18 protein-coding genes are annotated in these 18,782 nt (G+C 71.2%); 8 read left to right on the top strand and 10 right to left on the bottom strand.

Annotated elements, in window-relative coordinates; genetic code table 11:
- Positions 1 to 15: 15 nt before the first annotated feature.
- Positions 16 to 2,472: an MMPL family transporter gene (locus QFZ67_RS14745; RefSeq protein WP_307665850.1), complete on the bottom strand. Its 2,457-nt coding sequence runs from the start codon at positions 2,470 to 2,472 to the stop codon at positions 16 to 18.
- Between the two features lie 159 nt (positions 2,473 to 2,631).
- Here QFZ67_RS14745 and QFZ67_RS14750 point away from each other — a divergent pair, with 159 nt between their 5' ends.
- Together QFZ67_RS14750 and QFZ67_RS14755 are read left to right on the top strand one after the other, a co-directional pair.
- A complete protein-coding gene (locus QFZ67_RS14750; protein ID WP_307661560.1) occupies positions 2,632 to 3,318 on the top strand; it encodes a response regulator transcription factor in 687 nt (228 codons plus the stop codon).
- On the top strand, positions 3,315 to 4,796 hold the full coding sequence (locus tag QFZ67_RS14755) for a cell wall metabolism sensor histidine kinase WalK (protein ID WP_307661561.1): 1,482 nt from the start codon (positions 3,315 to 3,317) through the stop codon (positions 4,794 to 4,796). Before QFZ67_RS14750 ends, QFZ67_RS14755 begins: the two co-directional genes overlap by 4 nt.
- A 35-nt stretch (positions 4,797 to 4,831) precedes the next feature.
- Here QFZ67_RS14755 and QFZ67_RS14760 read toward each other — a convergent pair whose 3' ends face one another.
- From QFZ67_RS14760 to QFZ67_RS14770, 3 genes are all read right to left on the bottom strand, one after another.
- A complete protein-coding gene (locus tag QFZ67_RS14760) occupies positions 4,832 to 4,963 on the bottom strand; it encodes a hypothetical protein (RefSeq protein WP_307666127.1) in 132 nt (43 codons plus the stop codon).
- Positions 4,964 to 5,025: 62 nt separating this feature from the next.
- Complete coding sequence (locus QFZ67_RS14765; protein WP_373430225.1) at positions 5,026 to 6,726, bottom strand: metallophosphoesterase; 1,701 nt, start codon at positions 6,724 to 6,726, stop codon at positions 5,026 to 5,028.
- Positions 6,727 to 6,743: 17 nt separating this feature from the next.
- On the bottom strand, positions 6,744 to 7,052 hold the full coding sequence (locus QFZ67_RS14770) for an SCO4848 family membrane protein (RefSeq protein ID WP_307661563.1): 309 nt from the start codon (positions 7,050 to 7,052) through the stop codon (positions 6,744 to 6,746).
- A 121-nt stretch (positions 7,053 to 7,173) separates the two neighbouring features.
- On the opposite strand from QFZ67_RS14770, the gene QFZ67_RS14775 reads away from it, so the two are divergent.
- On the top strand, positions 7,174 to 8,379 hold the full coding sequence (locus QFZ67_RS14775; RefSeq protein ID WP_373430044.1) for a D-alanyl-D-alanine carboxypeptidase family protein: 1,206 nt from the start codon (positions 7,174 to 7,176) through the stop codon (positions 8,377 to 8,379).
- Here QFZ67_RS14775 and QFZ67_RS14780 read toward each other — a convergent pair.
- From QFZ67_RS14780 to QFZ67_RS14790, 3 genes are all read right to left on the bottom strand, one after another.
- On the bottom strand, positions 8,348 to 9,256 hold the full coding sequence (locus QFZ67_RS14780; RefSeq protein WP_307661565.1) for a YihY/virulence factor BrkB family protein: 909 nt from the start codon (positions 9,254 to 9,256) through the stop codon (positions 8,348 to 8,350). The genes QFZ67_RS14775 and QFZ67_RS14780 overlap by 32 nt on opposite strands.
- Before the next feature lie 187 nt (positions 9,257 to 9,443).
- Entirely contained in the window at positions 9,444 to 10,403 is a 960-nt protein-coding gene (locus QFZ67_RS14785) for a decaprenyl-phosphate phosphoribosyltransferase (RefSeq protein WP_307661566.1), read from the bottom strand.
- A complete protein-coding gene (locus QFZ67_RS14790) occupies positions 10,396 to 10,953 on the bottom strand; it encodes a phosphatase PAP2 family protein (protein WP_307661567.1) in 558 nt (185 codons plus the stop codon). Before QFZ67_RS14790 ends, QFZ67_RS14785 begins: the two co-directional genes overlap by 8 nt.
- A 217-nt stretch (positions 10,954 to 11,170) precedes the next feature.
- Between QFZ67_RS14790 and QFZ67_RS14795 the strand changes: the two genes are divergently transcribed.
- Positions 11,171 to 12,505, top strand: coding sequence for an FAD-binding protein (locus QFZ67_RS14795; protein WP_373430226.1), 1,335 nt, complete (start codon positions 11,171 to 11,173; stop codon positions 12,503 to 12,505).
- A 59-nt stretch (positions 12,506 to 12,564) separates the two neighbouring features.
- Positions 12,565 to 13,320 carry a decaprenylphospho-beta-D-erythro-pentofuranosid-2-ulose 2-reductase gene (locus QFZ67_RS14800; RefSeq protein WP_307661569.1) on the top strand — a complete coding sequence of 252 codons (756 nt, stop codon included), beginning with the start codon at positions 12,565 to 12,567 and terminating at the stop codon, positions 13,318 to 13,320.
- A gap of 12 nt (positions 13,321 to 13,332) precedes the next feature.
- Here the strand turns inward: QFZ67_RS14800 and QFZ67_RS14805 are convergent, their stop codons facing one another.
- Positions 13,333 to 13,914, bottom strand: coding sequence for a 2'-5' RNA ligase family protein (locus QFZ67_RS14805; RefSeq protein ID WP_307661570.1), 582 nt, complete (start codon positions 13,912 to 13,914; stop codon positions 13,333 to 13,335).
- Positions 13,915 to 14,041: 127 nt separating this feature from the next.
- Positions 14,042 to 15,055, bottom strand: a complete 1,014-nt coding sequence (trpS, locus tag QFZ67_RS14810; RefSeq protein ID WP_307661571.1) for a tryptophan--tRNA ligase — start codon at positions 15,053 to 15,055, stop codon at positions 14,042 to 14,044.
- 46 nt (positions 15,056 to 15,101) lie between these two features.
- Here trpS and QFZ67_RS14815 point away from each other — a divergent pair, with 46 nt between their 5' ends.
- The 3 genes from QFZ67_RS14815 to QFZ67_RS14825 all read left to right on the top strand — a co-directional run bounded on the left by QFZ67_RS14815 (position 15,102) and on the right by QFZ67_RS14825 (position 17,371).
- Positions 15,102 to 15,728, top strand: coding sequence for an RNA polymerase sigma factor (locus QFZ67_RS14815; protein ID WP_307661572.1), 627 nt, complete (start codon positions 15,102 to 15,104; stop codon positions 15,726 to 15,728).
- Complete coding sequence (locus QFZ67_RS14820; RefSeq protein ID WP_307661573.1) at positions 15,721 to 16,554, top strand: hypothetical protein; 834 nt, start codon at positions 15,721 to 15,723, stop codon at positions 16,552 to 16,554. The genes QFZ67_RS14815 and QFZ67_RS14820 overlap by 8 nt, the downstream gene beginning before the upstream one ends.
- A gap of 97 nt (positions 16,555 to 16,651) precedes the next feature.
- Complete coding sequence (locus QFZ67_RS14825; RefSeq protein ID WP_307661574.1) at positions 16,652 to 17,371, top strand: hypothetical protein; 720 nt, start codon at positions 16,652 to 16,654, stop codon at positions 17,369 to 17,371.
- Positions 17,372 to 17,491: 120 nt separating this feature from the next.
- On the opposite strand, the gene glyA is transcribed toward QFZ67_RS14825, so the two are convergent.
- Positions 17,492 to 18,760, bottom strand: a complete 1,269-nt coding sequence (glyA, locus tag QFZ67_RS14830) for a serine hydroxymethyltransferase (RefSeq protein ID WP_307661575.1) — start codon at positions 18,758 to 18,760, stop codon at positions 17,492 to 17,494.
- Positions 18,761 to 18,782 lie beyond the last annotated feature (22 nt).

Here is an 18,782-nt window from a genome sequence, read left to right on the forward strand (position 1 = left end):
TCGTGGATCTGGCGGTCAGCGGCTGACACCCACGTCCGAGAGCACCACATCGTGGACCAGCGAATCGCCGCCGATCATGATGTGCCCGGCCCAGGGTTCATGGACACCCGCCGTCACGGCCAGCAGATACGCCCCGCCGGCCGGCGCGGACAGGATGTACGAGCCGTCGGCCAGCGACTCCACCCGGTCGACCTGGCGGCCGCCCGGCGAGACGAGGGTGAGGATCGCGTCCCCGACCGGCTCGCCCTGCGGCGTACGGACGAATCCGTGGACGACGGACCCTCCGATGCCCGCCGGCACCCCGGAGCGCGGCGCGGGAACAGAGCCGGAGGCGGCAGACCCTGCCGGCTCCGGCACGTCCTCCCGCGGCTCCACCGCCAGATGCGGCAGCCGCTTCTCAAGACCCGCGGGCAGCCACCAGTTGGACTTCCCCAGCAGATGCATAGCCGCCGGCACCAGCGCCGTACGCAGGATGAACGCGTCCAGCGCCACCGCCGCCGCAAGCCCGATGCCCGCCATCGCGCCCTCCATGTCGCCGCTCAGCACAAAGGCGCTGAAGACGCAGATCATGATCAGGGCGGCGCAGTTGATGACCCGGCTGGTCTCGGCGAGGCCGACCCGGACGGCCCGCGCGTTGTCCTTCGTGTGCACCCACTCCTCGTGCATCCGGCTGACCAGGAAGACCTGGTAGTCCATCGAGAGCCCGAAGAGCAGGGACAACATGATGACCGGCAGGAACGCCGTGATCGGGCCCTCCTTGCCGAGGCCCAGTGCCTCCGCTCCCCAGCCCCACTGGAAGATCGCGACCAGTACGCCGAAGGAGGCCGCGGCCGCGATCAGGTTCATCAGGGCGGCGGTCAGCGGGACGACGAGCGAGCGGAACGCGATCAGCAGCAACAGGAAGCCCAGCGCGATGATCGTCCCGACGAAGTACGGCAACCGGTCGCCCGTCACCTCCGCGAAGTCCTTGAAGATCGCGGTCACTCCGCCGACATGGACCTCCTCGCCCGACTGCGGGATGACTTCGCCGCGCAGAATGTCGATCAGCTGGTCCGTCTCCTCGGACTGCGGCGATGTCGTCGGGACGACCTGGATCACCGTGACGCCGGAGTCCGGCGACGAGGGCAGCGCGACGGCCTGGGCGACACCCTCCGTGGCGCGCACTGTGCTCACCAGCGCCTGGACGGCCGCCGGTTCCGCGTCCCGCGCGACCAGTTGCAGCGGCCCGTTGAAGCCGGGCCCGAAGCCCTCGGCGAGCAGGTCGTACGCCTGCCGGGTGGTGGTGTCCTCCTTGTGGTTGCCCTGGTCGGTCGCGCCGAGCCGCAGTGAGAGCACGGGGATCGCCAGCGCGGCCATCACCACGACCGCGACCAGCGCGATCGACTTGGGCCGCTTCTGCACGGTCGCGGACCAGCGGGCGGCGGCGCCGCTCGACTCCGCCGTATCAGGGCCATCGGCGGCAAGCCTGCGGCGCTGGCGACGGCTCAGCACCCGTGGGCCGAGGACGCCGAGGAGCGCGGGCAGCAGGGTGGTCGCGGCCAGCACGCTCAGTACGACCGTCAGCGAGGTGGCGATCACCACGCCGTCGAGGAAACGCATGTTCATCACGAGCATGCCGGCGAGCGCGATGCACACCGTGCCGCCCGCGAACAGCACCGCGCGCCCCGAAGTGTTCAGCGCGGTGACCGCGGCGTCCTCGGGCGCCATGCCCCGCAGAATGCCCTTGCGGTGCCGCGTGACGATGAACAGCGCATAGTCGATGCCGACGCCGAGGCCGATCAACGAGCCGAGCAGCGGCGCCACTTCGGGCACATCCGTCGCATGGCTGAGCAGCATGGTCGACAGCATTCCGGTGCCGACGCCGAAGATGGCCACCACCAGCGGCAGCACCATCGCGAACAGCGAGCCGAAGGCCAGGAACAGGACGACCGCGGCGGCCGCGATGCCGACCAGTTCGGCCGTGCCGGCCGGCGGCTCCTGGATACGGGAGATCGCCTGCCCGCCGAGCTCGACCTGCAGACCCGTCCGCTCCGCGTCCTGCGCGGTGTCGACGACGTCCTGGACCAGCTCCTTCGGCACGGCGTTGGCCTGCTCGGCGAAGGTGACCTGGGCGTAGGCGATCCGCCCGTCCTTGCTGATCTGCGTCGCGCCTGCCTGCGAGTACGGGCTCGCGACCTCGCCGACCCCCTTCATGCCCGCGATCTCCTTGAGCGCGGGCTCCACCCGCTCCCGTACCGCCGTGTCGCGCACGGATCCCTCGGAGACCCGCCACACCACCGTGTCGGTGTCGCCGGAGCGCTCCGGGAACGCCTTGACCATCAAGTCGTACGCATGTGTGGAGTCGGTGTCCGGAAGGCTGAAGCTGTTGGAGTAGTTGGTGCCTGCCGCGCTGCCCGCGGCCCCCAGACCGAACAGCGCCCCCACCCACAGCACCAGGACCACCAGCCGGTGCCGATAGCACCAGCCTGCCAATGCCGCCACGATTCCTGCCCCTTCGTCGATCCGTCTCCCCCGGGCCGGTCTCCAGAATCGGCCGTGGAAACGGTCCGTGGCGTGACGCGGCCATGACTCTCAAGGAACTCCAAGACAGTGACCCGCCCCGCGCACCGGGAACACGCCGATACTGAGGGCATGGACCATGAGGGAGCGACCGTGCTGGTCGTCGAGGACGAGCCGAGCATCGCCGACGTCCTCGCCATCGCACTGCGCTATCACCGCTTTGAGGTGATTACGGCCGGAAGCGTACGGCAGGCACAGCGGCTGGCCGGGCAGACGCGCCCCGATGTGGCGCTCCTCGATGTGATGCTTCCGGACGGCGACGGGCGGGCGCTGGGGCGTGAACTGCGCGCCCTGCACCCCGATATGGCCGTCGTCTTCGTCACCGCGCGCGACGCGCCCGCCGAGATCGTGGGGGCGCTCGGCTTCGGCGACGACTACATCACCAAGCCGTTCAACGTCGACGAGGTGGTGGCCCGCATCAGGGCCGTACTGCGCCGCACCAGGCCCACGGATGTGCTGCCGGTGCGCCCGCCGCTGCGGTACGGGGATCTGGAGCTGGACGACGCGACGTACGCGGCGCGGCGCGCGGGCTGCTCGGTGCAGCTCACGCCCACCGAGTACGCGCTGCTGCGTTTTCTCGTACGCAACGGCGGGCGCATCGTCCCCAAGGAGCAACTGCTGCGCCATGTCTGGCAGTACGAGCACCAGGCCGAGTCGACCGTCGTGGAGACATACATCAGCTATCTGCGGCGCAAGCTGGACCCCTTGGGACCGCCGCTGATCACCACCCGCAGGGGCGTCGGATACGGACTCGCATGAGGTGCAACCACCGCGGCATCCACTCCCTGCGCGGCCGCCTCACCCTGGTGAACGTGGCTCTGCTGGCCCTCGGCATCGTCGCGGCCACCGCGGTCAGCCTGATGGGCATGCGGCACTATCTGCTGGACAACGTCGACTCCGAGCTGCTCGGGTCCCGCAACGCGCTGCAGGGCGCCGGCCTCACCCAGAAGCAGATCGACTCGCTGAGCGCGATCGGGGCGCTGCGCGACAAGTACGACCCCGAGAGGGCGGCGGCGAGGACCCTGCCCCGGGCGGACACGGTCTTCGTCGCCCTCGACGCGAAGGGGCAGCCCATCGCCTTCGCTGGAATCGCGCCCACGGAGAGGCAGCACGAGCTCACATCGGCCGTCGGCGACCCGGCCGTGTTCGCCGGGTCCGCCGAGGCACACGACCTGACGCTCGACGGCGACGCGTACCGCGGCGTCGGGGCGCGCCTCGCCGACGGCACGTTCGTGCTCATGGCGACCTCCACCGAGTCCGTGCACGGGGCCATCAAGAAGGCACTCAAGCTCGATCTCGCGCTGGGCACCGTCCTGTTGACGTTCCTCGCAGTGGGCACCATGCTCGGCACCCGCCATCGGCTGCGGCCGCTGGAGGACATGGTGGAGACGGCCTCCGCGATCGCCGAGGGCGACCTCACGCGACGGGTGCCGGGCAGCCGCGATCCGGTCACCGAGATCGAGCAGCTGCGGATCGCCCTCAACTCGATGCTCCACCAGGTCGAGTCGGCGTTCGAGACGCGCGAGCACAGCGCGGCCCAGCTGCGGCAGTTCGTCGCGGACGCCTCGCACGAGCTGCGTACGCCGCTGTCCGCGATCCGCGGCTATCTGCAGCTGTACGACAAGGGGATGCTGCGCGAGCCCGCCGAGCGGACCAGGGCGCTGGCCCGGATGACCGCCGAGGCCGACCGGATGGGACGGCTCGTCGAGGAGCTGCTGACCCTGGCCCGGCTGGACCAGCAGGCACAACTGCGGCTGTGTCCGGTCGACTTGAGCGCTCTGGTGCGGGACGCGGCGGACGATCTGCGGGCCCAGCAGCCGCAGCGCCCGCTCGACGTACGGGCCGACGGTGCGATGGTCGTGCACGGCGACGAGTCCGGGCTGCGGCAGGTCGTCGGCAATCTGCTGGCCAATGTACGTGCCCACACCCCGGCCGACGCGCCGGTACGTGTGGAGCTGGCGCGCGAGGACGGCGCGGGGCACGGCCCCGGAGCGGTGCGGCTGCGGGTCGCGGACGAGGGGCCGGGCATGGCCCGCGAGGACGCGGACCGCATCTTCGACCGCTTCTTCAGGGCGGCAGGCGGCGGGAGTCAGCCTGCGGGCAGCGGGCTGGGCATGGCGATCGTGCAGGCGGTGGTGGCCTCGCACGGCGGCGCGGTGACGGTCCGGACGGCGCCGGGCAAGGGACTGGCGGTGACGGTGGCGCTCCCGGCGGCGCTCCCGGCGGCTGTGACCTAGGCCCGGACACCACGGTTCGGATCCAGCCGAGGCGTTCAGATCCAGCCGAGCTCCCAGAGCCGCCAGATGCCGGTGCCGTCCGTCAAATACTGCGAGCCGTTGACGTCCTCGCTGCTCAGGACGTAGTCCTTCTTCTGCCACAGCGGCACCAGCGGCACCAGCGGCACAGCCTTCGCGACCTCCCGCTGTACAGCAACGTCTACCAGTCGCTCCTCACCTTCGACCTCGGCTATGCCTGGCGGGAAGCGAGCTGTACGACCGTGATGTCGGAGGTGGCCCCCACGCGCACGGGCGGGCCCCACGCGCCCGCTCCCCGAGTCACGTAGAGCTGGGTGTCGCCGTACCGTTCGAGACCGGCGACGGTGGGGTTGGCGAGGGCGGCGAGGTAGTTGCCGGGCCACAGCTGACCGCCGTGGGTGTGCCCGGAGAGCTGGAGATCCACCCCCTGCGTGACCGCGTCATGGATGACGACGGGCTGGTGCGCGAGCAGGACTGAGGCGCGGGCCCGGTCCCGGTCGCCGAGCGCCTTGCCGAAGTCAGGGCCGTCGCCCTCGCTCTCGCCCGCGACGTCGTTGACGCCGGCGAGGTCGAAACCGGCGATCTCGACGCGCTCGTTCCGGAGCGGGCGGAGCCCGAGCTCGCGGACGTGGTCGACCCACTCCTCGGCGCCGGAGAAGTACTCGTGATTGCCGGTCACGAAGAAGGCGCCGTGCCGCGTCCGCAACTGCGCGAGCGGCTCGGCGGCGGCCCCGAGGTCGGCGACGCTGCCGTCCACGAGATCGCCGACGACGGCGACGAGGTCGGGCGAGGTGGCGTTGATGGTGTCGACGATGCGCTGGGTGTGCGCGCGGCCGAGAATCGGCCCGAGATGAATGTCGCTGACGACGGCGATCCGGAACCCGTGGGCTGCGCGCGGAAGTTTGCCGAGCGGCACGGTGACACGCTTCACCCGGGGCCCACGGAGGACGCCGTAGGTCCCGTACCCAACGGTCCCGAGAGCAACGGCGGCGGCGCTTCCGCCGACGACGCGAGCCACGAACAGCCGCCGGGAGAGGGCTGCGCTGGGGCCCGCGATGTCGGCGCCTGGGTCGGGCGCGGCGTCCGAGGCGGCCGCGGCGGCAGGCCCGACCGGATCCGCGTGCGCGCCGGGGGCGGCAGGCCCGACCGGATCCGCGTGCGCGCCGGGGGCGGCAGGCCCGACCGGATCCGCGTGCGCGTCGGGGGCGGCCGGGTCGGCCGGGGCCTGGGCGGCCGGGTCGACGGGCTCGGCCCGAACCGGGCCCGGGTCGGCCAAGTGCATGTCCCGCGCGGCGGCGGCCGTGTCGGCCGGGTGCGTGTCCAGCACCGATGTGCCCGGCGCCGCGGCGAAGCCCGCGGCGGCCGGGTCGGCGAGCCCGGCCGGGGCCGCGTCAGCCAGGTGCGCGGCCGACGCCGCGGCGGCGACCGTACCGGGGTCCCCGTGCGCCGCGGTGCGCAACGCACCCACGTGCGCGTCCGGTGCGGGCACGTCCGGTGCCGCGGCGAAGCCTGCGGCGGGCTCGGGGGCCTGGGGGGCTTGCCCCCCAGTTTCGGGAAGGGGCGGGTTGGGGGAATTCCCTCCCGTCACCCCGGACGCCCGCCGCTCCAGCACCCGCGGCAGCAGAGGCCGCACCCCCTCCCCCACCACCAGTCCCAGCGTCAGATACAGCAGCAGCGCCAGCCACAGATACCCCGGCCACGCCAGCACCCGCTCCAGCCAGAACGGCGCCCCCGCCCGCCCCGACACCAGCGCCCCCACCGTCAGCAGCGGCAGTACCCACGCCGCCGCCGTGCCCACCCGACGGGCCACCCCGCCGCGCGCCGTCGTGTCGCGGACCAGCCGCCGCCATACGTACCAGTGCACGCCCCCGAGCAGGGCGACAACCACAATCACCACGAGCAGGACAACCACCGGCACGGACCGCTCACCTAATCCCTGTTATCCCTGATATCCCTGATATCCCTGTCAGCCTCGGCGCGCGCGTCGCGCCCGTCGCGCCCCTCGCGGCGCAATGCCCGCACCCCACGCAACCCGATCACTCCGACGACCGTCCCCAGAAGAAAGGACGTGATGGCGAGCAGCAGATGGACCCAGAAGTAGGCCGTCGGGTCACCCGCGTCGTCGAAGGCGAGCCCGCTCCCGTCCTTCCACAGGTTCTTGACGAAAGTGATCCAGATGAACCAGCTCCACACCCCGAAGGCGAGCAGGAACCAGGAGACGGGGCGGCTGAGCTTCATGGACTCAGTATCGCGGCCGTCCTCCGACCGGGGCTTCCGGGGTGGGCTGTCCCGGCGTTACCCCCGGCGGGTCACCGGGCTGATAACCATATTTTCTGCAAAGGCATGTACGTTCTCGTCCGTGTCTGCTTTGAAGAGGACCGCATTGACGGTCACCGCCGCCGCGTTGCTGCCTGCCCTCGCCGTCGCTCCCGCATCGGCGGACACCTACGACGACCTGGCAGACGAGAAACGCCCGAACCCCCCGGCCTCCATGTCCACCGTCGGCGGCGCCCAACTCGGCAAGGCAGGTACCCAGGTCAGCCTCGGCCCCGGCGCGCCCGTCCTGCCCGAGGAGGTGACCGGCCGGTCCTGGATCGTCGCGGACGCGGAGAGCGGCGAGGTGCTGGCCGCGCACAACGCCCACTGGCGGCTGCCCCCGGCGTCGACGCTCAAGATGTTGTTCGCGGACACCGTGCTCCCCCGGCTGCCCAAGACCGAGATCCACAAGGTGACCAACGACGAGCTCGCGGACGTCGGCGACGGCAGCAGCCTGGTCGGGGTCAAGGAGAACCAGACCTACTCCGTGCACGATCTGTGGCTCGGCGTGTTCCTGCGCTCCGGCAACGACGCCGTACATGTGCTGGCCGCGATGAACGGCGGCGTTTCCAAGACCGTCCAGGACATGCAGGAGCACGCCGACGAACTGCAGGCGCTCGACACGCATGTCGTCTCGCCCGACGGTTACGACGCGAACGGCCAGGTCTCCTCCGCGTACGACCTGACCCTCATCGCCCGCAGCGGCATGCAGAAGAAGGACTTCCGCGAGTACTGCTCGACGGCGAGCGCCAAGTTCCCCGGCGAAAAGGTCGAGGGCAAGCAGCGTGGGACGTTCGAGATCCAGAACACCAACCGGCTGCTCACCGGCGCCTACGGCATCACCCCGTACAAGGGCATCGCGGGCGTCAAGAACGGCAACACCACGCACGCGGGCGCGACCTTCACCGGAGTCGCCGAGCGGAACGGCAAAGTGCTGCTCGTCACCGTCATGAACCCGGACCCCGGCGAGAGCCAGGCGGTCTACAAGGAAGCGGGAAGGCTGCTCGACTGGGGCTTCGCGGCGGCCGGGAAGGTCAAGCCGGTCGGCGAGCTGGTCCCGCCGAAGTCCGCCACCGCGTCCCAGGGCGCGGAGCCGGCCAACAACGGCGCTCCGGCGAAGACCGCCGCAGACGCGAAGCGGGGCTCCGGCGGCATCGGCATCGCGCTCGCCGTGATCGGCGGGGTGCTGACGCTGCTGACTGCCGGCGTGTTCCTGGTCAACCGCCGCTGGCCGCTGCGCCGCCGCTAGCGGCGCCGGCCGCCGCTTCTTCAGCGTTCTTGCTCGGCGTCGCCGTCCAGGCGGCGCAGAACAGCATCAGCTTCGCGGTGAAGTTGATCCACAGCAGCAGGGCGATCGGGACGCCGAAGGCTCCGTACATGCTCCTCGCGGCTACGCCCCTGATGTAGCCGCCGAGCAGCAGCTTGAGCAGTTCGAAGCCGACCGCGCCGATCAACGCCGCCACCACCAGGCGGCGGCGCTGCGGTTGCACGCCCGGCAACAGCGTCAGGACGTAGAGCAGCAGCAGGAAGTCGGCCAGTACGGCGATCGCGATCGCCGCGATCTGAAGCAGTACGCCCTCGGCTCCGCCTTCGTCGATGCCGAGCCGGTCGGCGCTCCAGCCGACGGCGGTGGAGCCGAGGGCGGACGCGGCGAGCGAGACGAGCACGGTCACGCCGAGCCCGAGCAGTACGAGCCCGTCCTTGAGCTTGCGCAGGACCGGGTTGCCCTCGCCCTCGTCGTCCAGCTCCCAGACGGCGCGCAGACACTCCCTTATCGAGCCGACCCAGCCGACGCCGGTGATGAGCAGCAGCGCGCCCGCGACGAGCCCGACCGTACCCGCGTTGGCGACCAGGGAGTTGATGTCGAGCTGGTCGGAGATGCCAGGCACCTGCTCGGAAATCTTGTCCTCGAGCTTCTTCAGCTGCTCCTTGTCGAGCAGCGCGGCGCCGATCGCCGCGGCCACGGTGATCAGCGGGAAGAGTGCGAGAAAGCTGATGAAGGTGATCGCGGCGGCGAGCCGCGACCAGTGCACCCGGTCGAGCGTCTCGTAGGAACGCCAGGCGTGGGTCCGCATCAGCCGGGCGATGAGCGGGCCGATGACGGGGAGCTTGGTCAGCCATTCCATGTCGTACGCGTACCCTCCGCACCGAATACCAGCGTTCGGGTGCCCCAGAATCGCAGGCAGGCCTTGGCGGTCAGCGGGTCCCGGCCGAGCTCGGACCACGGGACGTGCCGCTCGGGCCACGGGACGTGCCGCGCGGACCACGCCACGTGCCGCGCGGGCCGGACGCGGCCCGTCGGCCACAGTCCGCTCACAGGTCGGCGACCGCCAGTCCGTACATCGCCGCCCACATCAGGCCGATGACGGCGAGCGCCCGGTCGCGCAGCACCACGTCCTCGGGTGCGCCGGCCGTGCCCCGGTCCGCGAAGACCGCGTACCGCAGCACCGCCAGGATGAACGCGATCACCGACAGCTGCCGCCAGGGGAGCAGCGCCTGGGCGGCCACGCCCCCGCTCTCCAGGGCCCACAGACAGTAGGCAAGCACGGCCACGCCGGCCGCGAGCTGCCAGACGAAGCGCAGATACCCGGTCGTGTACTCGCCCAGCAGCGCCCGGGTCTCGCCCTTGCGGTCCTCCATCTGCACGGCTTCGGAGTAGCGCTTTGCCGCCACCATGAACAGCGCGCCGAAGCCGGTGGTGATCAGGAACCAGCGCGACAGCGGGATGCCGAGCGCGACCCCGCCGATCATCGCGCGCATCAGGAACCCGGCGGTGACGACGACGAGATCGACGACGAGGACGTGTTTGAGCCAGACGCAGTAGGCGAGTTGCATCGACAGATACGCGGTGAGCAGTGCGCCGGTCATGGGATTGCACAGGGCCGCCGCCCCGGCGACCGCGGCGACGCCGAGCACCGCTCCCAGGGTGTGCGCGACGGTCACGGGCACCTCGCCGGCGGCGACGGGCCGGTGGCACTTGACGGGGTGGGCCCGGTCGGCATCCGCGTCGAGGGCGTCGTTGATCAGGTAGACGGCCGAGGCGGCCGCCGTGAAGAGGGCGAAGACGATCGACAGTTGGACGGCGGCGTGCCGGGAGCCCAGGTCTCCGGCGGCGGCGGGCGCGGCCACGACCAGGACGTTCTTGATCCACTGGCGTGGCCGGGCGGTCCTGAGCAGCCCGACGGGCAGGGTCACGGCCCGGGGCTGTGCGGGCCGTCCTGACCGGCCGGGGCGTTCCGGCCGCTCGATCAGCGCGGAGCCGCGCTCAGCCATTCCGCCCGCCTCCCGCTGCGGGCGGAGCCAGCGGGCGCGTCATCCAGGCCGCGCCCATGCCCGCGGTCAGACCGCCGAGTACGGCACCGGCCGCGATGTCCGTCGGGTAGTGGACGCCGACGACGAGACGGGACACGCACATCGCGGCCGCCAGCGGCGGTGCCAGCCGGCGGCCGGCCGGGCGCAGCGCGCCGAAGGCCACGGCGGCCGCGGCCGCCGAGGTGGCGTGTGAGCTGGGGAAGGAGTGACGGCTCGCGACGCGGACGAGCGGCTCGCGGTGCGGGAGTCGGGGGCGGGGGCGGCGTACTGCCCGCTTGACGCCCATGCTCGCCAGATGCGCGGCGCCCACGAGTGCAATGGCGCGCAGCCAGGCTCCGCGCCGCTCACGGTCGATCGCCGCGCCGACGAGCCCCCCGGCGAGCCAGAGCGCGCCGTGCTCGCCGCTGAGGGAGAGCGCGCGGGCGGCTGCGGCGATCCGCGGCTGACTGCCGCAGTCACGCATCGCCGCCAACAACCGCCGGTCGGCGGCCGCACAGTCGACGTATCTCATCTGCCACCCCTCTCATGAGCCAGGGGCGACTCTCGTCGGCGACCGGCCGACTTTCACGTCATTCTTTGATGACACTCGTATAATCACCCATTTCGGCGAGTCACCTGAGGTACCGCAAAAAGAGGGCATAGGTGGCTATACGGTCATGGGCGTGGCTGCCGACACCCGCATCACCGACGCACGTGCCAGTGCCAGTGCCAGTGCCGGTTCCGAGTTCGTGTCCGTCACCGGCTGGGGCCGGACGGCTCCGACGACCGCCCGTCTGCTGCGTCCCCGTACCCACGAAGAGGCCGCGGCAGCGGTACGGGAGTGGGGCGCGCGCGGCGGCATCGCGCGCGGGCTGGGGCGGGCGTACGGCGACGCGGCGCAGAACGCGGGCGGAGCCGTACTCGACATGACCGGGCTGGACCGCATCCGCACCATCGACGCCGAAACGGGCGTCGTCGTGTGCGACGCGGGCGTCAGTCTGCACCGGCTGATGGAAGTGCTGCTGCCGCTCGGCTGGTTCGTGCCGGTGACGCCCGGGACCCGCTATGTCACGGTCGGCGGCGCGATCGGCGCGGACATCCACGGCAAGAACCACCATGTGTCGGGTTCGTTCGCCCGCCATGTGCACTCGCTGGAGCTGCTGACTGCGGACGGTACGGTACGTACGGTCCTCCCCGGCACCGACCTGTACGACGCGACGGCGGGCGGCATGGGCCTTACCGGCGTGATCCTCTCGGCGACCGTCCAGCTCCACCGGGTCGAGACCTCCCTGATGTCCGTCGACACCGAACGGGCGGAGGATCTGGACGACTTGATGGCAAGACTCACCGCCACCGACCACCGGTACCGGTACTCCGTCGCCTGGATCGACCTCCTCGCGCGCGGGCGCGCGATGGGGCGCTCGGTCCTGACGAGAGGGGAGCACGCGCCGCTGGCCGCGCTCCCACGGACCGCCCGTCGCGCCCCCTTGTCCTTCCGCCCGGGACAACTGCCGCCCGCCCCCGGATTCGTACCGGAAGGGCTGCTCGGACGCGCCACGGTCGGGCTCTTCAACGAGCTCTGGTACCGCAGGGCACCCCGCTCACGGACCGGTGAGCTGCAGAAGATCTCGGCCTTCTTCCACCCCCTGGACGGCGTCCCTCACTGGAACCGGATCTACGGCCGCGGCGGCTTCGTGCAGTACCAGTTCGTCGTCGGGTACGGGCAGGAGGAGACCCTGCGCCGAATCGTGCGGCGCATCTCACGGCGCGGCTGCCCGTCGTTCCTTGCGGTGCTGAAGCGCTTCGGCGAGAGCGATCCCGGGTGGCTGTCCTTCCCGATGCCCGGCTGGACGCTCGCCCTCGACATCGCGGCCGGGCTGAGCGGGCTCGGCGCCTTCCTCGACGAGCTGGACGAGGAGGTCGCAGAGGCGGGCGGCCGGGTCTATCTGGCGAAGGACTCCAGGCTGCGCCCGGAACTGCTCGCAAAGATGTATCCGCGGCTGCCCGAATTCCGTTCCGTGCGGGCCGGTCTCGACCCCGGCGGAGTCTTCACCTCCGACCTCTCGCGCCGACTGACTCTCTAGCCGTCCGACTCTCCAACCGTCTGACTTTGCCACTACTGACCTTCCAGGAGAACCAACCGATGAAGGACGCCTTCGGCAGCCCTCAGTCCCTGCTCGTCCTCGGCGGCACGTCGGAGATCGGCCTGGCCACCGCCCGCCGGCTCATCGCCCGCCGCACCCGCACGGTCTGGCTGGCCGGCCGTCCCTCCCCCGGCCTCGACGACGCGGCCGCCGAGCTCCGCAGGCTCGGGGCCGACGTCCGCACCGTCGCCTTCGACGCCCTGGACTGTGCCGCGCACGAGGATGTGCTGAGCAAGGTCTTCACGGAGGGCGACATCGACATGGTGCTGCTTGCCTTCGGCGTCCTCGGCGACCAGGCGAACGACGAGGCCGATCCGCCGGCCGCGGTCCGGGTCGCACAGACCAACTACACGGGCGCGGTCTCGGCCGGTCTGGTGTGCGCCGGCGCACTGCAGAGCCAGGGGCACGGCTCGCTGGTGGTGCTCTCCTCGGTCGCCGGCGAGCGCGCCCGCCGCGCCAACTTCATCTACGGCTCCAGCAAGGCGGGCCTGGATGCCTTCGCCCAGGGTCTTGGCGACGCGCTGTACGGGACTGGCGTGCACGTGATGGTCGTACGCCCCGGATTCGTCGTTACGAAAATGACGGCGGGGCTGGCTCAGGCACCACTCGCCACCACCCCCGAAGCGGTCGCCGCGGCCGTCGAACTGGGGCTGCGGCGCAGTTCCGAGACGGTGTGGGTGCCGGGGGCACTGCGCGTGGTGATGTCGGCGCTGCGGCATGTGCCGCGCCCGCTGTTCCGCAGACTGCCGCTCTGACGGACCCGGGGGTCAGAGGGTCGTGGCGGGCTCGTCGACCGGGGATCCCTGGGCGGGAACGGCCGCGACGTCGCCGCCGAAGGCGTACTCATGGAGCTTGCGCCACACGCCGTCCGCGCCCTGCTCGTACAGCGCGAAGGAGGCACAGGTCCAGGCCGCCTCGTACTCGGACAGCTCTTCGTACGCCCGGTCCATCGCCTCCTCGGCGATGCCGTGCGCCACGGTCACGTGCGGGTGGTACGGGAACTGCAGCTCACGCACGAGCGGCCCGGACGCGTCCCGCACCCGCTTCTGCAGCCAGGAGCAGGCCGCCGCGCCCTCGACGACCTGGACGAAGACGACGGGCGAGAGCGGGCGGAATGTCCCGGTGCCGAAGAGCCGCATCGGGAACGGTCGGCCGGCCGCCGCGACCGCGGCGAGATGCGCCTCGATCGCGGGCAGGGCCTCGGCGTCGACCTCGGTGGGCGGGAGAAGGGTGACGTGTGTGGGGATTCCGTGCGCGGCGGGATCCCCGAAGCCCGCGCGCCGCTCCTGGAGCAGGCTGCCATAGGGCTCCGGGACCGCGATCGAAACGCCGAGCGTTACGGTCCCCACGTCGTTCTCCTCAGTCGTCGGTAGTTAGGTGTGCAGCCGCCAGTGTGGCTGCTGCACCGTATGTGTGGCCAGAGTCCTTGGACACAGTGATGATTCAGTGCCGGTTCAGTACGGACTCACTACGGACTCAGTGCTTGGCCGGCAGGAACCCCACCTTGTCGTATGCGGCGGCCAGCGTCTCGGCTGCGACCGCCCGGGCCTTCTCCGCGCCCTTGGCCAGAATCGAGTCCAGCGTCTCGGGATCGTCCAGATATTCCTGCGTGCGGGTGCGGAAGGGAGTGACGAATTCCACCATGATTTCGGCCAGGTCGGTCTTCAGCGCGCCGTACATCTTGCCCTCGTACTCCGCCTCCAGCTCGGCGATGGTCTTGCCGGTGAGGGTGGAGTGGATGGTGAGCAGGTTGGAGACACCGGGCTTCTCGACGGGGTCGAAGCGGATCACGGTGTCGGTGTCGGTGACCGCGCTCTTGACCTTCTTGGCGGTCGCCTTGGGCTCGTCGAGCAGATTGATCAGGCCCTTCGGCGTGGACGCCGACTTGCTCATCTTGATCGACGGGTCCTGGAGGTCGTAGATCTTCGCGACCTCCTTGACGATGTGCGGCGCCGGGACGGTGAAGGTGTCGCCGAAGCGGGTGTTGAAGCGCTCGGCGAGATCACGGGTGAGCTCGATGTGCTGGCGCTGGTCCTCGCCGACCGGGACGGCGTTGGCCTGGTAGAGCAGGATGTCCGCGACCTGCAGGATCGGATACGTGAAGAGCCCGACGGTGGCGCGGTCGGCGCCCTGCTTGGCGGACTTGTCCTTGAACTGCGTCATCCGGGAGGCCTCGCCGAAGCCGGTGAGGCAGTTCATGATCCAGCCGAGCTGGGCGTGCTCGGGGACGTGGCTCTGGATGAAGAGAGTGCAGCGCTCGGGGTCGAGACCGGCGGCGAGCAGCTGGGCGGCGGCGAGCCGGGTGTTGGCGCGCAGCTCGGCCGGATCCTGCGGCACGGTGATCGCGTGCAGATCCACGACCATGTAGAACGCGTCGTGGGTGTCTTGCAGCGCCACGTACTGGCGGATCGCGCCGAGGTAGTTCCCGAGGTGGAACGAGCCTGCGGTGGGCTGGATACCGGAGAGCGCGCGGGGTCGGTCTGAGGCCATGTTCATCATTCTCTCAGGTGTGGAACCGATCCCCGGCCGCCGGTGTATGAAAGGTGTGAGGGCGCGGGAGGCGACCCTGGACGCGGGTCCGGAGGGGGGCCGCATCGTCGAGGACGAAGCTGCGGTGATCGCGCGGGTGCGCGCCGGAGAGCCGGAGGCGTACGCGGAGCTGGTGCGCGCCCACACGCATGTCGCGCTGCGGGCGGCCGTGGCCTTCGGTGCCGGTGCGGACGCGGAGGACGTGGTGCAGAGCGCCTTCCTCAAGGCGTACCAGGCGCTGGGGCGGTTCCGGGACGGCGCCGCGTTCCGTCCGTGGCTGCTTCGGATCGTGGTCAATGAGACGAGGAACACAGTGCGCTCGGCGGTGCGGCTGCGGGCGCTCGCCGGACGGGAGGCACTGCTGATCGGCTCCGAGCCGCTGATACCGGAGTCGGCGGACCCGGCAGTGGCGGCCCTGGCGGAGGAGCGGCGGACGGTGCTGCTGGCGGCGCTGGAGGAGCTGAGCGAGGAGCAGCGGCAGGTCGTCACCTACCGCTATCTGCTGGAGATGGACGAGGCGGAGACGGCCGAGGCGCTGGGCTGGCCACGCGGCACGGTGAAGTCCCGGCTGAACCGCGCGCTGGCGAAGCTGGGGCAGCTCATTCCTGGGAAGGGAGGTGAGGAGCATGAGTGACGAGGAGCCGCACGAGGCCTTGGGTGAGGAGCCGCACGAGGCCCTGGGCGAGGAGCCGCACGAGGCCTTGCGCCAGGAGCTGCGCGGGCTGGGGCGCGGGATCAGGATTCCGGACGTCGACGGCGAGACGATGGCCGAGCGGGTGCTGGCCCAGCTCCTCGCCGAGGCGGTGCCCCCGCCTGCCGAGCCAGGGCGGGCCGAGCGGTTCAGGCTCTGGACGCGCCGGAGGTGGCGCGCGCTGACGGTCGTCCTGTCCGGGGTGCTGGTCGTGCTGGTGCTCACGCCTCCGGTGCGGGCAACGGTCGCCGACTGGTTCGGATTCGGCGGGGTCGAGGTGCGGTACGACCCCACGATGCCGCCGCGGCAGGGGACCCAGCCGCCGTGGTGCCACGGGCCGGTGCCGCTGGCCGAGGCGGAGCGGCGCGCGGGATTCCGGGCGCGGCTGCCGGGCGGGCTGGGCGACCCGGACGCGGTCTCGGTGACCGAAGGACCCGCGGGCCGGTCGGTGCTGAGCCTGTGCTGGAGCGAGCGGGGGCGGACGATCCGGCTGGACCAGTTCCCGGCGAAGCTGGACCTCGGCTTCGCCAAGCAGGCGCGGATCATGCCGGAGTGGGTGACGCTGAGCGGCGGGATGGGGCTGTGGTTCGCCGAGCCGCATCTGCTGCGGTTCGGCATGACTGACGCCCGTGGCGAGGTGTGGACGCAGGCCGAGCGGTCGGCGGGCCCGACGCTGCTGTGGACGGAGGCGGACGAGCGGACGACCTGGCGGCTGGAGGGAGTGCCTCAGTTGCTGCGCGCCAAGGAGATCGCGGAATCGACGCGCTGAAATTGGCAGCGGGCGGGGTGGAACCTGAAGCGGGCGGGCGGTGTACCAGAGGTGACGCGGTGCGGAGGGGCCGTACCGGACGTCGGCTGGGGGAAGTATGCGACTGCTGGTACGACTTGCCGCACTGGTGACGGTGCTCGCGCTGACGTGGGTCCTCGCCCCGGGCGCGGTGGCCGGAGGGCCGACCAGTGTGCTGATCACCTCTCCGGAGAGCAGCGAGACCGCGTCTCTCTACTACTCCGACACGGACTACACAGCCCTGCTGAACCTGCTGGGCGACGGTCCGACCAAGGGACAGACGGACCGGCCGCCGTCGCTGGACATGGCGGTGGACGCCCGGCAGATCAATGTGACCTGGATGGTTCATGACGTTCAGCCCTGGCGCGTGGACCGGGTGTATCCGCGCGACCGGGCGGGCGCCGTCTGGATACATACGGCGCGGGAAATGGAGTCGCAGAGGGGCTACTGGCACCAGGCGCGGCAGCCCGCGGGGCTGAGCGGGCTCTTCAAGAAACTGGGCCTGATGGGCAAGAAGTCCGGCGGGGCCGGGGTGGCTGAGTACCCGCCCGCCTGGGACGACGGGCAGGCTCAGGACCAGGGGCAGAGCCAGCAGGAGGCTGAGCCCGCGACAGCACCTGCCGCCGCGCCTGCCTCCGACGGCACCACCACCGGCTGGTGGTGGGCGATACCGGGGCTGGCGGCCGGGGCGGCGCTGACCCTGGTGCTGCGGCCGCTGGCCTCACGGCTGCCGCGCCCGCCGTTCGGGCGGGGCGGCACACCGGAGCCGGGACCACGCCAGCAGCTGCTGGACGGCTAGTCGGAAGGGCCCGTTTCACGCGAACCGGCTGTCGGCCGGGCCCGGTCAGCCATCGCGGTACCGGTCACCGATCACCGACCACCGGCCACCGGCCACCGGCCAGCCGTCGCGGTCACCGCACTAGGCAGTCAGCCCGGGCGCGGGGTACTCGGCCATCAGAGCCGCGACCTCGGCGCGAATCGTGGCCAGCGCGTCCTCGTCGCCCGCGCCGGCCGCCCTCACGCCCCGGTCGATCCAGTCGGCGACGGCGGCCATGTGCTCCGTACCCAGACCGCGGGAGGTGAGGGAGGGGGTGCCGATGCGGACGCCCGAGGGGTCGAAGGGCTTCCTCGGGTCGTAGGGGACGGTGTTGTAGTTGACGACGATCCCGGCCCGGTCGAGAGCCTTCGCCGCCACCTTGCCGGGCACGTCCTTGGGGGTGAGGTCCATAAGGATCAGGTGGTTGTCGGTACCGCCGGAGACAAGGTCGAAGCCGCGGGCGAGGAGCTCGTCGGCGAGCGCCTTGGCGTTGGCGACGACCGACTGGGCGTAGGTGCGGAAGGAGGGCTGGGACGCCTCGTGCAGGGCGACCGCGATGGCGGCCGTGGTCTGGTTGTGCGGGCCGCCCTGGAGGCCGGGGAACACCGCCTTGTCGATGGCCTTGGCGTGCTCCTCGCGGGACATCAGCATCGCGCCGCGCGGCCCGCGCAGGGTCTTGTGGGTGGTCGTGGAGATCACGTCCGCGTGCGGCACCGGCGAGGGGTGCGCGCCGCCCGCGATCAGGCCGGCGATGTGCGCGACATCGGCGACCAGGACGGCGCCGGACTCGCGGGCGATCTCCGCGAAGGCCGCGAAGTCGATGGTGCGGGGCAGGGCGGTGCCGCCGCAGAAGATGATCTTCGGCCGCTCCTTGATGGCGAGTTCGCGCACCTCGTCGAAGTCGATGAGGCCGGTGTCCTGGCGTACGCCGTACTGCACGCCGCGGAACCACTTGCCGGTGGCGGAGACGCCCCAGCCGTGGGTGAGGTGACCTCCCATCGGCAGGGCCATGCCCATCACGGTGTCGCCGGGCTCGGCGAAGGCGAGATAGACGGCGAGGTTGGCCGGGGAGCCGGAGTAGGGCTGGACATTGGCGTGCTCGACGCCGAAGAGGGCCTTGGCGCGGGCGATGGCGAGCCGCTCGACCTGGTCGATGTTCTGCTGGCCCTCGTAGTAGCGGCGGCCGGCGTAGCCCTCGCTGTACTTGTTCTGCAGCACGGTGCCGGAGGCTTCCAGGACGGCCCTGGAGACGTAGTTCTCACTGGGAATCAGCCGGAGGGTGTCGGCCTGAAGCTGTTCCTCGGCGCCGATGAGGGCCGCCAGTTCGGGGTCGGTGGCGGAGAGTGCGGGGTGCTGCAGGGGAAGAGTCATGGTGTCCTCCGGGGCGATCCGT

The organism is Streptomyces sp. V1I1, assembly GCF_030817355.1.
Lineage (GTDB): Bacteria > Actinomycetota > Actinomycetes > Streptomycetales > Streptomycetaceae > Streptomyces.

Coding starts and splice junctions, on each gene's coding strand:
- QFZ67_RS14750 (WP_307661560.1), top strand. CDS start 2,632: ATGGACCATGAGGGAGCGACCGTGCTGGTCGTCGAGGACGAGCCGAGC.
- QFZ67_RS14755 (WP_307661561.1), top strand. CDS start 3,315: ATGAGGTGCAACCACCGCGGCATCCACTCCCTGCGCGGCCGCCTCACC.
- QFZ67_RS14770 (WP_307661563.1), bottom strand. CDS start 7,052: ATGAAGCTCAGCCGCCCCGTCTCCTGGTTCCTGCTCGCCTTCGGGGTG.
- QFZ67_RS14780 (WP_307661565.1), bottom strand. CDS start 9,256: ATGGAATGGCTGACCAAGCTCCCCGTCATCGGCCCGCTCATCGCCCGG.
- QFZ67_RS14785 (WP_307661566.1), bottom strand. CDS start 10,403: ATGGCTGAGCGCGGCTCCGCGCTGATCGAGCGGCCGGAACGCCCCGGC.
- QFZ67_RS14790 (WP_307661567.1), bottom strand. CDS start 10,953: ATGAGATACGTCGACTGTGCGGCCGCCGACCGGCGGTTGTTGGCGGCG.
- QFZ67_RS14800 (WP_307661569.1), top strand. CDS start 12,565: ATGAAGGACGCCTTCGGCAGCCCTCAGTCCCTGCTCGTCCTCGGCGGC.
- trpS (WP_307661571.1), bottom strand. CDS start 15,055: ATGGCCTCAGACCGACCCCGCGCGCTCTCCGGTATCCAGCCCACCGCA.
- QFZ67_RS14815 (WP_307661572.1), top strand. CDS start 15,102: ATGAAAGGTGTGAGGGCGCGGGAGGCGACCCTGGACGCGGGTCCGGAG.
- QFZ67_RS14820 (WP_307661573.1), top strand. CDS start 15,721: ATGAGTGACGAGGAGCCGCACGAGGCCTTGGGTGAGGAGCCGCACGAG.
- QFZ67_RS14825 (WP_307661574.1), top strand. CDS start 16,652: ATGCGACTGCTGGTACGACTTGCCGCACTGGTGACGGTGCTCGCGCTG.
- glyA (WP_307661575.1), bottom strand. CDS start 18,760: ATGACTCTTCCCCTGCAGCACCCCGCACTCTCCGCCACCGACCCCGAA.